We start from the raw sequence: 14,225 nt of genomic DNA, 5'->3' as shown, positions 1-14,225 counted from the left end.
CGGCCCGGGGGCCCCGGCGGGGTCAGACGGCGCCGGCGCCGGTCAGGGAGCGGACCTCCGTCTCGGCGTACTTGCCCTCGTCGGCGGGCTCCGCCGAGGTGACCGTGCCCAGCCAGCCCGCCAGGAAGCCCAGCGGGATCGAGACCAGGCCCGGGTTCTGGAGCGGGAAGTACGCGAAGTCCACGCCCGGGAAGAGGGATTCCGCACTGCCGGAGACCACCGGTGAGAGGACCACCAGCAGCACCGCCGGCACCAGCCCCCCGTACACCGACCAGACGGCGCCCCGCGTCGTGAAGCCCCGCCAGAACAGCGAGTACACCAGCACCGGCAGATTCGCCGAGGCCGCCACCGCGAAGGCCAGCCCCACCAGGAACGCCACGTTCAGGTCCTGGGCGAGCAGCCCGAGGGCGATGGCCACGGCCCCGATGCCGACGGCCGCCATCCTGGCCACCGCCACCTCGCTGCGCTGCTTGGCGTGCCGGCGCTTGAGCGAGGCGTACAGGTCGTGCGCGACCGAGGCCGAGGAGGCGAGCGTGATCCCGGCGACCACCGCGAGGATGGTGGCGAAGGCGATGGCGGCCACGAAGGCGAACAGCACCGCGCCCCCGGTGGATTCGGCGCCCCCGCCGAGATACGCCGCCAGCAGCGGAACCGCCGTGTTCCCCGAGGCGTTGGAATTGCGGACCTCGTCCGGCCCGAGCAGCGCGGCGGCCCCGAAGCCGAGCACGATGGTCATCAGGTAGAAGCCGCCGATCAGCGCGATCGCCCACACCACCGACCGGCGGGCCGCCCGCGCGGTCGGCACCGTGTAGAAGCGGGACAGGATGTGCGGCAGCCCTGCCGTACCGAGCACCAGCGCGAGCCCGAGGCTCATGAAGTCGAACCGGGCCGTCCAGTCCCCGCCGTACTTGAGCCCGGGGCCCAGGAACCGCTGCCCGTGCCCGCTGCGCTCGGCGGCGCTGGCGAGCAACTGGTCGAAGTTCCCGTGGAAGCGGAGCAGTACGAGCACCGTCAGCGTGATCGCCCCGCCCATGAGCAGGACGGCCTTGACGATCTGGATCCACGTGGTGGCCCGCATCCCGCCGAAGGACACGTACACCACCATCAGCGCACCGACCCCGACCACGGTCAGGGTCCGGGCACTGGTGCTCGAATTGCCGAGCAGCAGACCCACCAGGCTGCCCGCACCGACCATCTGCGCGACGAGGTACAGCACGGAGACGACGACCGACGAGGTTCCGGCGGCGATCCGCACCGGCCGCTCGCTCATCCGGGCGGCGACCACGTCGGCCAGGGTGAAGCGCCCGCAATTGCGGACCAGTTCGGCCACCAGGAGCAGCACCACCAGCCACGCGACGAGGAAGCCCACCGAGTACAGCATGCCGTCGTAGCCGAACAGCGCGATCAGTCCGGAGATGCCGAGGAAGGAGGCGGCGGACATGTAGTCGCCGGCGATGGCGAAACCGTTCTCCAGCGGGGAGAACAGCCGCCCGCCCGCATAGAACTCCTCAGCCGAGCCGTGCCTGTTGCGGCTGACCCAGGTGGTGATGCCCAGGGTGACGGCGACGAAGACGCTGAACAGGGTCAGCGCCATGGTCTGGTGCTCGGTGGTCACCGGCCGTCCCCCCGGCTCCGCGCCCGCGTCCCGGCATCCGCCCGGCGGACCTGCTCCTGCTCGAAGACCGTCCAGCGCAGGTCGAGGGCGGCCCGGTCGCGGCGCAGCCGCGCGTGCCGGGCGTACGCCCAGGTCAGCAGGAAGGTGCTGAGGAACTGGCCGAGGCCCGCCAGCAGCGCCACGTTGATCGAGCCGACGACGGGCCGGGTCATGATCCCGGGCGCCATGGTGGCGGCGCCCACGTAGGCGACGTACCAGAGGAAGAAGCCGGCGGTGGCGGGGACGACGAACCTTCGGTAGCGGCTGCGGACCTCCTGGAAGGCGGCGCTGCGCTGCACTTCGAGGTAGATGTCGGACGCCCCGGGCGCGGGCCGGGCTCCGGGGTCCGGGCGCGGCGGGGACGTTTCCTCGCCCCCGACCTCACCCCAGCCGACGGCCAGCGCGTCGTACCAGGGGTCGTCGAGCCGGATCGTTCCGGCATCACGACCTTCGTGCTTGTCCACCGAACTCTCCTTGTCCGCCGCCGCATTGGCCGCGTGCCCCCAAGGATGGGCTCAATGGTCGTTTTCCGGACTGGTGTACCGGCGCTCTTCACTCCTTCAGGTGATGGAGTGAAGAGCGCCGGTGTGCCGGGGCGTCCGGCTCAGGCGTCGATGCGCGAGCGGTCCAGGGTCGCCGCCGAGCTGGTGATGAACTCCTTGCGCGGGGCCACCTCATTGCCCATGAGCAGGTCGAAGACCGACTCCGCGGAGTCCAGGTCGCCGATGTTGATGCGCCGCAGGGTCCGGAAGCGGGGGTCCATGGTGGTCTCCGCCAACTGGTCCGCGTCCATCTCGCCGAGGCCCTTGTAGCGCTGGATCGAGTCCTTGTACCGGATGTTCTTGCGCTGGTACTCCAGCAGGGTCTGGCGCAGCTCGTTGTCCGAGTACGTGTAGACGTACTTGTCCTGGCCCTTCTTCGGCTGGACCAGCTCGATCCGGTGCAGCGGCGGCACCGCCGCGAAGACCCGGCCCGCCTCGACCATCGGCCTCATGTACCGCTGGAAGAGCGTGAGCAGCAGGCAGCGGATGTGCGCGCCGTCCACATCGGCGTCGACGAGCAGGACGATCTTCCCGTACCGGGCGGCGTCGATGTCGAAGGTCCGGCCCGAGCCGGCTCCTATGACCTGGATGATCGCCCCGCACTCGGCGTTCTTGAGCATGTCCGAGACCGACGACTTCTGGACATTGAGGATCTTGCCGCGGATCGGCAGGAGCGCCTGGAATTCCGAATTGCGCGCCAGCTTGGCGGTGCCGAGGGCGGAGTCCCCCTCGACGATGAAGAGCTCGCTGCGCTCCACGTCGTCACTGCGGCAGTCGGCCAGCTTGGCCGGCAGCGAGGAGGACTCCAGCGCGGTCTTGCGCCGCTGCGCCTCCTTGTGCTGGCGGGCCGCGATCCGGGTCCGGGCGGCCGCGACGATCTTCTCCATCACGGCGCGGGCCTGCTGCTTGTCGTCCCGCTTGGTGGAGGTCAGGAAGGCCTTGAGTTCCTTGGCGACGACGGCCGCGACGATCCGGGTGGCCGCCGAGGTGCCGAGGACCTCCTTGGTCTGGCCCTCGAACTGGGGCTCGGCGAGGCGGACGGTGACGACCGCTGTCATGCCCTCCATCGCATCGTCCTTGACCACGTCGTCCTCGGCCACGCGCAGCAGCTTCGCCGAGCGCAGCACCTCGTTCACGGTCTTGGCGACCGATCGCTCGAAGCCGGAGACGTGGGTGCCGCCCTTGGGGGTGGCGATGATGTTCACGAAGGACTTGACGTTGGTCTCGTACCCCGTGCCCCAGCGCAGGGCGATGTCCACGCCGAGCTCGCGGGTGACCTCGGTGGGGGTCATGTGGCCGCGGTCGTCCAGGACCGGGACGGTCTCCTTGAAGGTGCCGGTGCCGGTCAGGCGCAGCACGTCGCAGACGGCCTTGTCCTGGGCGAGGTAGTCGCAGAACTCGCCGATGCCCCCGTCGTAGTGGAAGGTCTCCTCGGTCTTGCCGGCGCCCTCGAGGGCGCGCTCGTCGCGCACGACCAGGGTCAGGCCGGGGACCAGGAAGGCGGTCTGGCGGGCGCGCTGGTAGAGCGTCTCCAGGTTGAGCCGGGCGTCCTTCAGGAAGATCTGCCGGTCGGCCCAGTAGCGGATCCGGGTGCCGGTCTTGCCCTTGGCGATCCGCTTGACCTTGCGCAGGCCGTTGGCGGGGTCGAAGGGGCTCTCCGCGCCCTGCTCGGTGAACATGCCCGGGACGCCGCGGCGGAAGCTGATGGCGTGGACCGAGCTGTTGCGGTCGACCTCGACGTCCAGGCGGGCGGAGAGGGCGTTGACCACGGAGGCGCCGACGCCGTGCAGGCCGCCGGAGGCCGCGTACGAGCCGCCGCCGAACTTTCCGCCGGCGTGCAGCTTGGTCATGACGACCTCGACGCCGGAGAGGCCGGTCTTGGGCTCGACGTCTACGGGGATGCCGCGGCCGTTGTCCCGGACCTCGACGGAGGAGTCCTCGTGGAGGATCACCTCGATGTGGTCGCAGTACCCGCCCAGGGCCTCGTCGACGGAATTGTCGATGATCTCCCAGAGGCAGTGCATGAGGCCACGGCTGTCGGTGGACCCGATATACATGCCGGGGCGCTTGCGGACGGCCTCGAGGCCTTCGAGGACGAGCAGGTGCCGCGCGGTGTAGTTGGAGCCGTCCCGGTCTGCTCCGGTCAGCAGTGCGCTGGAAGGCACGGACGTGTCGGCGGTCACGCAGTTCGCTCCTCGCTGAATTTCTTTTCTGGCCCGGTCGGGCGCAGGGGTGGCTCGGTTGCCGGTCAGAGGGTACCGAGGCCTGGTAGAGCCGATGCAACGCCACCCTCGTGCTTCATCAGCCTAGTGCAGGCCCGCACGGGTGTTCGATCCCCCGTGGGAGTGAAGCAAACATCACGTTCCCTTCCGCGCATGAACCATTTAGGGTTCGGGCACGTCCTCATGAACAACCGGCACTCAGCCGGGGAGGACGGAACTGCTACAAGCGAACGACTGACAACGCGAAACCGTAAAGCAACGCAATACGGCTCCTTCGCCGCCAACCGGCAGCAGCCGGCCAGCTTCGGAAGGAAGTTTCGAGGAAAAGCCGCGAGCGGGAACGTTTTCGGCCTGGTTGGATGTTGACCCTGGTACGACAGCTCGTCGAGCTAGAGAAGAGGCGACGTGACTACTGTTCTGACACCCGCGACCCCGCTGACGGCCGCTGACCGATGCGACCGTTGCGGCGCCCAGGCATATCTGCGCGTCGTCCTGCTGAGCGGCGGTGAACTGCTCTTCTGCGCCCACCACGGGCGTAAGTTCGAGCCGGAACTCAAGAAGATCGCCGCGGAAATACAGGATGAGACCGAGCGGCTCACGTCCGCTCCGACCGCGAATGCGGCCGACACCGAGGACCGCTGACACAAGGCCTACACCTCGCATCCGACGAGCCAGGACCGGCCAGGCCGGTCGACGGGCGGCACCCCTGAGACCCAGGGGAGCCGCCCGTCCTCATGTCCGGACGCGTACGGGCGCCGAAGCGGCCCGCCTCGCGCTGAAGCGGCCCGCCTCAGCGCCCCGGCGCCGGGCGGTTTCCCGCGAATGGGGCCTTGACGGGCTTCTGTGCGGGCTGTAGGGCGCTGCCGGGGGCTGAGTGGGCACCGGGACCACCACGCCCCTGCGGAGCCGCCTCCGGGCCCGTCACGAAGCCGGCCAGCGGAGCGATCCGCGTGTACACCCCCGGGCTGTCCGCGCGCCCGCACCCGCGCCCCCAGGACACGAGCCCGATGAGCCGCCCCTGGGCCACCAGCGGCCCGCCGCTGTCACCCTGGCAGGCGTCCTTGCCGCCGTCGCGGTCCCCGGCGCACACCATGGACTCCGCCCGGTACTGGCCGTCGGCGTCCCCCGGGTAGGCCCGGCCGCAGACCTCGTCGGCCAGTACGGTCACCCGCGCGGCCCGCAGCGCGTACGCGTAGTCACCGAATCCGCTCGTGTCGCCCCAGCCGTACACGGCGGCCTCCGTACCCGCCTCGTACGCCGGATGCCCCACCCCGGCCATGGGCAGCACGAAGTGCGCCGGTACGGGTTCGTCCAGCTCCAGTACGGCCAGGTCCCCGGCATTGCTCACGGAGTCGTAGGCCGGGTTCACCCGGGCCGAGCGCACCGCGATCTCCCGGCCGTCGTCCGCCCTGAGCTCCGTACGTCCGGTGATCACACGGAAGTCGGAGACGGACTCCACGGGTCCGCCCAGCACCTGCCGCCCCAGGCAGTGGGCCGCCGTCAGCACCTTGGTCGGGGCCACGACGACGCCCCCGCAGAACTGCCCGCCCCGCGTACCCCCGAACCGGTCACGGCTCGCGAGGGCCACGACCCAGGGACTGTCCGCCGCCTTCACCGGCTTCCCGCCGATCACCACGCTGTCCGCTGCCACGTGCGGCGCGCCGGCCAGCGGCGCCGCCGCCGCTCCCGCCACCAGGGTCAGCGTGCCCGCCAGGACATGGGCAAAGGGACGACGCATGGGGCCTCCTGACTCCGAGTGTGCATGACTCCACCCAGAGTGGGATGCCCGGCGGCCGCGCGCACCCGCGCGCGGCCACGGCACATGACCGCAGGCCCGACCCGGCGCCGTCAGTCCAGGTAGTCGCGCAGCACCTGGGACCGGGACGGGTGGCGCAGCTTCGACATCGTCTTCGACTCGATCTGGCGGATGCGCTCGCGCGTGACGCCGTAGACCTTGCCGATCTCGTCGAGGGTCTTGGGCTGGCCGTCCGTGAGGCCGAAGCGCATCGAGACCACGCCCGCCTCGCGCTCGCTCAGGGTGTCGAGCACCGAGTGCAGCTGCTCCTGCAGGAGCGTGAAGCTCACGGCGTCGGCCGGGACGACCGCCTCGGAGTCCTCGATCAGGTCGCCGAACTCGCTGTCGCCGTCCTCGCCGAGCGGGGTGTGCAGGGAGATCGGCTCGCGGCCGTACTTCTGGACCTCGATGACCTTCTCGGGGGTCATGTCGAGTTCCTTGGCCAGCTCCTCCGGGGTGGGCTCGCGGCCCAGGTCCTGGAGCATCTGGCGCTGGACCCGGGCCAGCTTGTTGATGACCTCGACCATGTGCACCGGGATGCGGATGGTGCGGGCCTGGTCGGCCATGGCGCGGGTGATCGCCTGGCGGATCCACCAGGTGGCGTACGTGGAGAACTTGTAGCCCTTGGTGTAGTCGAACTTCTCCACCGCACGGATCAGGCCGAGGTTGCCCTCCTGGATCAGGTCCAGGAAGAGCATGCCGCGACCGGTGTAGCGCTTGGCCAGGGAGACCACGAGGCGGAGGTTGGCCTCCAGCAGGTGGTTCTTGGCGCGGCGGCCGTCCTCGGCGATGATCTCCAGCTCGCGCTTGAGCTTGGGCGCGAGCTTGTCGGAGTTGGCCAGCTTGTCCTCGGCGAACAGGCCCGCCTCGATCCGCTTGGCGAGCTCGACCTCCTGCTCGGCGTTGAGGAGGGGGACCTTGCCGATCTGCTTGAGGTAGTCCTTGACGGGGTCGGCGGTGGCGCCGGCCACGACGACCTGCTGGGCGGGGGCGTCGTCCTCGTCGTCGGAGATGACGAAGCCCTTGTTCTCCCCGCCCTCCTCTTCCTCGTCGGCCTCGGCCTTCGCCGCGTCGGGACCCTCTTCCGTGGTCTCCTCGTCGCCCTCGTCCGCGTCCTTCTTGGCGGCGGTCTTCTTGGCCGCCGTCTTCTTGGCCGCGGCCTTCTTCGCCGGTGCGGCCTTCTTCGCCGCCGTCTTCTTCGCTGCCGTCTTCTTGGCGGCGGGCTCGGTTCCGGGGTCCTGCGCGAGCGCGTCAGCGGTCTCCGGGGCCACCGTCTCGGCCGCCGGGGCCGTGGTGTCCGCGGGGGCCTCGATGTCGACGGGCGGCGCGGCCGCCGTCTTCGCCGCCACCGTCTTGGTGGCCGTCCGCTTGGCGGGGCTCTTCGCTGCGACGCTCTTGCGGGTGGTGCGCTTGGGCGACTCCGCGGCACTGACCATCAGCGTCACACCCTCTTCCTCGAGGATCTGGTTGAGGCTGCGCAGAACATTCTTCCACTGGGTCGCAGGAATCTGGTCAGCCTCGAAGGCCCGACGCACGTCATCGCCGGCGATCTGCCCCTCGGCCTTGCCCCGCTCGATGAGCGCCATCACAGACTCGGATTCGGCGATCTCCGGCGGGAGCGTACGGGATGTGCTGGCCGACACGAACAACCTCTCGGAACGATGGGAACGGCTTCCGACCCCGGGCCTGGTGGTGCTGGACCGGAGCCGACGACCACCGACTGGGGATGGGCCGGGGGCGCGGGCAGGGGCCGGGGAGCTGTACAGCACCCCCAAGGGCTGCTGTCTTCCCTCCGTCGGCCATCACCTCTTAGGTCATCGCGTGACCTCGCAGAGCGTTACGCCCAATCTTCGTGGCCCGAGTCACACCCCTTTCGCATCCACGCCCGTCATACGGTCACACCGGCGGGTCCGGGGTGGGTTCCGAGGCCGGTGCGGGGTGGCTCCGGCACGGGTCCCACACGGCCGAACAGGCCCGGCCGCGAGGGCCGGACGGCGCCGCCGACCAGGGGCGACACCCGTCGGACGCCGGTGTCGCCGGACCCGACCGGGCCCGGCGACTGGTGGTGCACCTCCGCGCCCCCGCGCGTGCGCCCGTCAGTGCTCGCGCGGGGCCGGAACCACGCGCTCGACCTCCGGATGCACCGTCAGAAGCTGGCGCATGGCGCCCTCGGCGCCCGTCGCGTCGCCGGCGGCGAGGGCCTCGACCATGCGCGCGTGGTGCGCGACGCAGGTCTCGCTGGGGCGGTCGCAGGCGGTGATGGGGCTGCCGGAGACCTGGAGGGCGGAGGAGACGATGCCGGAGAGGTGCTCCAGCATGCGGTTGCCCGCGACCTGGATGAGCAGCGCGTGGAACTCGTTGTCGGCGCGGGCGAAGGTGATGGAGTCGCCCTGGCCGAGTGCGTGGCCCATGATCTCGACCATGTCGGCGAGGCGCTGCTGGATGTCCGGGCGGCCGTGGCCGGCGGCCAGGCGGGCGGCCAGCGGTTCGATGGTCCAGCGGAGCTCGTTGAGCTCGCGGCGCTGGTCGTCGCGCTGGGGGCCGAAGGCCCTCCACTCGATGATGTCGGGGTCGAGCAGGTTCCAGTCCGCGACCGGGCGGACCCGGGTGCCGACGTTGGGCCGGGCGCTGACCAGGCCCTTGGCCTCCAGGACCCGGAGCGATTCGCGAACGACCGTGCGGGAGACCTCGAAGCGCTGGCCGATCTCCTCGGGGACCAGGGGGCGGTCCGCACCGAGGTCGCCGGAGACGATCATCTGGCCGAGCTGCTGGACGAGTTGGCCGTGCAATCCGCGGCCGCGGCTGCCGGCGGCGCGGCGGCCGACCCGGCTCAACTCGACGTCGCCTCCCTCCCAGTGGGGCACCGCGACACGGTCGGCCCCGGGGGCCTCCGCGTAGGGGTAGCGGTCGAGTTCGCCCGGGCCGGCGATGCCGGATTCGGCGTGGCGGGCGGCGGTCATCATGGTGTGCGCAAGGGTACTCACGAATCCTTTGTCGGTCGTGCCTCCATGACCCTTGAGGTCTTTGGTGAAAAGCACACGAAAGGGTGATCGGTGCCACCTACACAATTGACGACTTATCGTAAGTAACCGGGCCTTTTACGGGGAGTTGCGGTCCGGCTCACCCGACACGAACCCCAACGGCCTCATTACGGACATCTCTAGCGTCGGAACGATCACCAACGAACGCGGCTGCGCAGTCCTGTGAACCCATAGGCGCACAACAGGACCATCAGCGACAACACCAATGCGGTGCCGACGGGTTGGGCCATCACCCGGAGAGCGCCGAGCACCAGCCGGTCGGCCTCCGGCGGCCACTGCGCCCAGGCCATGCCGCGCAGCCGGGCCGCGAGCCCGGTCATCGGGTACGCGGACGGCCCCTCGATCACCTTGCGCACCAGCGGTACGACCGCCACCGGTACGGCCAGCACCGCGGCCAGGCCCGCGGCCGCGGAGCGGAAGACTCCGGAGGCCAGCACGCCGGACCAGGCGCAGCCGATGAGCAGCCCCGCCCAACTCGCGGCCGGGGACACCCACTCCGCTGGGGAGCGCAGCGGGCCGCTGTCGAAGACGAGCTTCAGGGCGGCGGCGTCGGCGGCCACGGCCAGTGCGCCGAGCAGCAGGGCGAGGGCGGCGGTGACCGCCAGCTTGGCGGTGAGCAGGCCCATCCGGCGCGGGACGGTGCCGCGGTCGGCGGCGAGCGCGGGGTAGCGGTACTCCTCACCGAAGGCGAGCGCGCCGAGCAGTCCGGCGCCGAGGGCGGCGGGCGGCAGCGGGAGCAGCTCCGGCCAGGCGGCGAGCAGCCGGTTCTGCGGGGTCTGCCCGGCTCGGGCGAGCACGAGCGCGACGACGACGGAGACCGCGACCACGAGGGCGGCGGTGAGGGCGGGCGTGGCGGTGCCGAAGACGCGGTGCAGTTCGTAGCGGAGCGGCCGGAGCGGGCCTCCGACCCGGCGCACGGCCGACGCGGGCCGCCGGGAGCGGTGGCGGCCGCCGTCGCTGTCGGCCGCGGCGCGGGGCACCTCCCGGGTGTCACCCTCGGCCCGGGCGTGCGGGAGCGTCGGCGGGGTTCCGGCGTCGCCGGTCTCGTCAGCGAGCTGGTGGACCAGGACGCCGTGCCGGAAGGCCGCCTCGCCGACCTCCGCGCAGTTGCTGCCGTACACCGACAGGCGGCTGCCGCTCTCCTCGACGATCTCCACCGGGCGCTGTGCCGCGCGCGCCTCGCGGCCCAGTACGTCGGCCAGCCGGGCGGCGTGCGGGGTGCGCACGGCCACCCGCGGCCGCAGCCGGGTGCGGGCGAACTCCGCGGCGTCCTGGTCGGCGACGAGCCTGCCCGCCTCGATGCTGACGACCCGGTCGGCGCTGCCCGCGGCCTCCTTCGCGTCGTCGGTGGTGAAGAGCACCGCGCCGCCGAGTGCGGCGTGCCCGCGCAGCAGTGCGTGCAGCCAGCCGCGCTCCCGGGGGGAGAGCCCGGCCGCGGGCTCGTCCAGGAGCAGCGTGCAGGGGTCGGCAAGGAGTGCTGTGGCGAGCCCGACCCGGCGTTCCATTCCGAGCGACAGCGATCCGAGCCGCTGGTCGCACAGGCCCGTCAGGCCGACGACCTCCAGCATGGTGTCGGCCCGCGAGGCCGGCACCCCCGCGGCGGCGCACAGCATCCGCAGCTGGTTGCGTACGGTCCGCGCCGGGTTGCCGGGGAGGTCGCCGAGCAGCACACCGACCTCGCGGCCGGGATGCGGGACCCGGTGCAGTGGTCGGCCGCGGAAGTAGGTGACGCCGCGGCCCGGTTCCAGTTCGAGCATGAGCCGCAGTGCGGTGGTCTTGCCCGCGCCCGGTTCACCGAGCAGGGCGGTCACGCTCCCCGGGCGGGCCTCGAAGGTGAGGTCGTCCACGAGGGGCGGGAGGTCTCGACGGGGTGTACTGGTGAGTCCGATGGCCTGGAGCATCGCTTCTCTCGCGGGGTGTGAGACCGCTCTGCGGCAGTGTGAGTACCGCAAACAAGATAACGCGATATGTCCGATTTTCCGGGGAGCCGACAGGAGGTGTCGAAGGGTCAGACCTCCGGACGCAGCATCGGCGGGTTGAGCAGGGTCGCACCGCCGGCCCGGAACAGCTGGGCGGGCCGACCGCCCTGACGGGTCGTCGTCCCCCCGGCCGGCACCAGGAACCCCGGGGTGCCGGTGACCTTGCGGTGGAAGTTGCGGGGGTCGAGGGCGACGCCCCAGACGGCCTCGTAGACCCGGCGCAGCTCCCCGACGGTGAACTCCGGCGGGCAGAAGGCAGTGGCCAGGGAGGAGTACTCGATCTTCGAGCGGGCCCGTTCCACACCGTCGGCGAGGATCCGCTCGTGGTCGAAGGCGAGTCCCGCGGATGCCGGGTCGGCGGTGGCCAGGAGTTCGTCGACGGGGGCCCAGCGCGCGCTGTTGGCGTCGCCGCCGGCCCGGGGCGCGGGCAGGTCGGGCGCCAGAACCAGGTGCGCCACGCTGACCACGCGCATGCGCGGATCCCGCTTCGGGTCGCCGTAGGTCGCGAGCTGTTCGAGATGGGCTCCGTTGCCCGCGCCGGGTTCAGCGGGGTCGTGGGCGCACAGTCCGGTCTCCTCGGAGAGCTCCCGGGCCGCGGCCGCCGACAGGTCCTCGTCCCCGCGCACGAAGCCTCCGGGCAGCGCCCAGCGGCCCTGGAACGGCTGCTCACCCCGGCGGACGACCAACGCGCAGAGCGCGTGGCGCCGCACGGTGAGCACGACCAGGTCGACAGTGACGGCGAAGGGCGGAAAGGCCGACGGGTCGTAGGGCGACATGCCGCGATCATAGTCGTCTGCCTGACGATAAACAGAGCTTTGGTGATCCTGAACGCCGCGGTGCACAAGCCGGGGCCCGCCCGGGCGATCAGAGCGCCGAGTCGGCCCCGCGCCGGTCGGGACCCACGGATGCCCGGCCGGGCCGGTCCGATCGGCCCGGATGACCGCGCCGGCCCGCCGGCCCCCGCGAGCCCGGCCGGAGTGGCCGGAGTGGCCGGAGTGGCCGGGCAGAAGCTAGACACCCAGTTGCAGCGCATCGGCCGCCTCCTCCACCATGCCGAGGCCGAGCCGGCTGATCCGGACCGCGAAGGGCTCCCCCGAGACCCGCAGACCCGACAGTCGCAGTGCGCCCAGCGGAGCGCCCGGCATCGGGGCGAGGGCGACGGTTCCGGCCGGGGCGTCGGGGCGGATTCCGGCGAGGGCGCTCAGCACGTGGATGCCCGCGGCTGCGGCGACCGCCGCAGGGCGGCAGGCCGCCGGGTGCGGCAACGGGGCGCTGCCCGCGGTGCGCTGCTCGGCCGCGTACATCTCCGGCAGCCGGTACCCGAAGGCCTCCGCCGCGTCGAGCAGGCCGCGCAGCAGCCCGGCGGCCTCCTTCTCGAAGCCCGCCTGGGCCAGTCCGGCCACCGCCACGGCGCTCTCGTACGCCCGTACCGCGCCCGAGCGGTGGCCGAACGGGTTGTGCCCGGGCTCCCGGGCCGCCATGCTCCGCAGCCCCCATCCGCAATCCATGGCGGGGCCCCCGAGCAACCGCGCCAGCTGCTCGGTACGGACCCGGTCCAGCAGCCCGGGTGCGAGCCGGCCTCCGCCCAGCAGCCCGGTGTCCAGCAGGTGCGCGGCCGCCCCCGTCAGCCGGGGCAGCGGACGCCCGTCGGGGTGCAGGGCCGCCGCGGGCCGGCCGCCGTCGAGGCCGTCGACCCAGAACTCGGCCCGGAACCGCTCCCGCAGCGCGGCCGCCCACTCCCGCCACTCCTCGGCTCCGGGCCGACCGCACCCGGCGAGCAGGTCGGCGCCGAGCAGCGCGGCCCGGTGGGCGTGGGCCTGGGTCTCGCAGCGACGCGGCCCGGGATCGGGGTCGGCGAGGAACCCGTCCCTGCCCAGGGCTCCCCGCAGCCAGCCCAGGCACCGCTCGGCGGCCGGCAGCAGCCGGTCCACCTCCGCCTCGGGCATCCCCCAGCGGCGGGCTTCGGCGAGCACCGCGGGGAAGGCCAGGGTCGCCTCGGTCCCGGTGCAGCCCGGCGGCAGCTGCGGTCCGGCCCCGCGCAGCGGCCCGGGGATCTTCCCCGCGTCGGGCCCCTTCCCGCCGCTCTGGGTCCGGGCCAGGGTGCGCAGGGTGGCCGCGGCGAGCCCGGTGCCGACCGGGAGCGCCATCCGGGCGGCCCACAGCGACTCCGCCGGGGCCAGTCCGAGGCGCCACGGCACGCCAGCCGCCGCGTAGGCGTCGGCGGGGTCCTGAGGGTCCCGCAGCAGCAGCGCGCCGAGGTCTTCGACACTGGTCCTGAACCACGCCTCGGCCCTCGGGTCGTCGCCCTCGGCGCGGGCGTCGGCCAGCGGGTTGGCCACCTGGCCTGCGGGGGCCCGGGCGCTGCGGTCCGGAGTGGTCCGCAGCTCGATGGTGCGGGACTCGCCGGGCCCCAGGTCGAGCTGCCAGCGCAGCAGCCCGGCCGAGGCGAGCGCATCGTCCGGCGGCGGCTCGGCCGCGGTGACGGCCTGCGCCGCTCCGGTGCTCCAGCGCAGCCCGGCGGCATGCACCGCGGCCGGCAGTTCCGGTCCGACGCGCCCGGCCGCCACCTCGGCCAGTTCCGCGAGGTCGGTGCCGAGCGAGACCTCCACGGGCAGCCGCAGCGCACGGGCCGTGAAGCTGCGCAAGGTGATCCGCTCGGTGCCGTCCGCGTGCCGGACCCGCTCCACACCGACGTCGGGGTCGGGACCGGCCTCCGCTCCGGTCCGCACCGTGGCGGTGAAGGCGGCCCGGTCGGCGCCCAGGCTGCGCCCCTGGACGGCGACCGGGTCCCGGCCGCCGACGCGCAGCACGCAGCGGGAGAGCAGCCGACGGCCGGAGCGGTAGATCCCCTCGATCCCCCGTCCGGTGAGCTGGCCGTGCTCCGGGGAGACGGCCAGGCAGGGCGCGGCGAGGCAGATCACCGCGTCGTGCACGGGCGGCAGATCGGGCCTGCGGGAGGGAGGTACGCGGGCGGGGGGTGCGGGGTGGGACA

The 14,225-nt window shown here is 72.4% G+C and carries 10 protein-coding genes; 1 reads left to right on the top strand and 9 read right to left on the bottom strand.

What is annotated here, in order from left to right; translation table 11 throughout:
• Positions 1-22: 22 nt before the first annotated feature.
• The 3 genes from ACZ7GJ_RS24180 to ACZ7GJ_RS24170 form a co-directional block, all read right to left on the bottom strand.
• Positions 23-1,615 carry a solute symporter family protein gene (locus tag ACZ7GJ_RS24180; RefSeq protein WP_470754589.1) on the bottom strand — a complete coding sequence of 531 codons (1,593 nt, stop codon included), beginning with the start codon at positions 1,613-1,615 and terminating at the stop codon, positions 23-25.
• The gene (locus ACZ7GJ_RS24175; protein WP_470754588.1) at positions 1,612-2,118 is read right to left on the bottom strand and encodes a DUF485 domain-containing protein; all 507 of its coding nucleotides are present in this window, start codon (positions 2,116-2,118) and stop codon (positions 1,612-1,614) included. Before ACZ7GJ_RS24175 ends, ACZ7GJ_RS24180 begins: the two co-directional genes overlap by 4 nt.
• A gap of 140 nt (positions 2,119-2,258) precedes the next feature.
• Complete coding sequence (locus tag ACZ7GJ_RS24170; protein WP_365919657.1) at positions 2,259-4,379, bottom strand: DNA gyrase/topoisomerase IV subunit B; 2,121 nt, start codon at positions 4,377-4,379, stop codon at positions 2,259-2,261.
• A 444-nt stretch (positions 4,380-4,823) separates the two neighbouring features.
• On the opposite strand from ACZ7GJ_RS24170, the gene ACZ7GJ_RS24165 reads away from it, so the two are divergent.
• A complete protein-coding gene (locus ACZ7GJ_RS24165; RefSeq protein WP_385223581.1) occupies positions 4,824-5,060 on the top strand; it encodes a DUF7455 domain-containing protein in 237 nt (78 codons plus the stop codon).
• A 148-nt stretch (positions 5,061-5,208) separates the two neighbouring features.
• Here the strand turns inward: ACZ7GJ_RS24165 and ACZ7GJ_RS24160 are convergent, their stop codons facing one another.
• The 6 genes from ACZ7GJ_RS24160 to ACZ7GJ_RS24135 all read right to left on the bottom strand — a co-directional run bounded on the left by ACZ7GJ_RS24160 (position 5,209) and on the right by ACZ7GJ_RS24135 (position 14,175).
• A complete protein-coding gene (locus tag ACZ7GJ_RS24160; RefSeq protein ID WP_470754584.1) occupies positions 5,209-6,156 on the bottom strand; it encodes a S1 family peptidase in 948 nt (315 codons plus the stop codon).
• 110 nt (positions 6,157-6,266) lie between these two features.
• Entirely contained in the window at positions 6,267-7,862 is a 1,596-nt protein-coding gene (locus tag ACZ7GJ_RS24155; RefSeq protein ID WP_470754583.1) for an RNA polymerase sigma factor, read from the bottom strand.
• Positions 7,863-8,309: 447 nt separating this feature from the next.
• Positions 8,310-9,251: a FadR/GntR family transcriptional regulator gene (locus ACZ7GJ_RS24150; RefSeq protein ID WP_470754581.1), complete on the bottom strand. Its 942-nt coding sequence runs from the start codon at positions 9,249-9,251 to the stop codon at positions 8,310-8,312.
• 137 nt (positions 9,252-9,388) lie between these two features.
• Positions 9,389-11,155: an ATP-binding cassette domain-containing protein gene (locus ACZ7GJ_RS24145; protein ID WP_470754579.1), complete on the bottom strand. Its 1,767-nt coding sequence runs from the start codon at positions 11,153-11,155 to the stop codon at positions 9,389-9,391.
• 107 nt (positions 11,156-11,262) lie between these two features.
• A complete protein-coding gene (locus ACZ7GJ_RS24140; protein WP_470754577.1) occupies positions 11,263-12,009 on the bottom strand; it encodes an NUDIX hydrolase in 747 nt (248 codons plus the stop codon).
• Between the two features lie 234 nt (positions 12,010-12,243).
• The gene (locus ACZ7GJ_RS24135; RefSeq protein WP_470754679.1) at positions 12,244-14,175 is read right to left on the bottom strand and encodes a glycogen debranching N-terminal domain-containing protein; all 1,932 of its coding nucleotides are present in this window, start codon (positions 14,173-14,175) and stop codon (positions 12,244-12,246) included.
• Positions 14,176-14,225 lie beyond the last annotated feature (50 nt).

It is taken from the genome of Streptomyces sp. NPDC037242 (assembly GCF_055604165.1).
The sequence above is the reverse complement of the archived record's forward strand: the minus strand, read 5'-3'. Positions and strand labels throughout refer to the sequence as shown.

Bases quoted from the DNA above. Each gene is read 5' to 3' on its own strand.
- ACZ7GJ_RS24160 (WP_470754584.1), bottom strand. From the start codon at position 6,156: ATGCGTCGTCCCTTTGCCCATGTCCTGGCGGGCACGCTGACCCTGGTG.
- ACZ7GJ_RS24145 (WP_470754579.1), bottom strand. From the start codon at position 11,155: ATGCTCCAGGCCATCGGACTCACCAGTACACCCCGTCGAGACCTCCCG.
- ACZ7GJ_RS24140 (WP_470754577.1), bottom strand. From the start codon at position 12,009: ATGTCGCCCTACGACCCGTCGGCCTTTCCGCCCTTCGCCGTCACTGTC.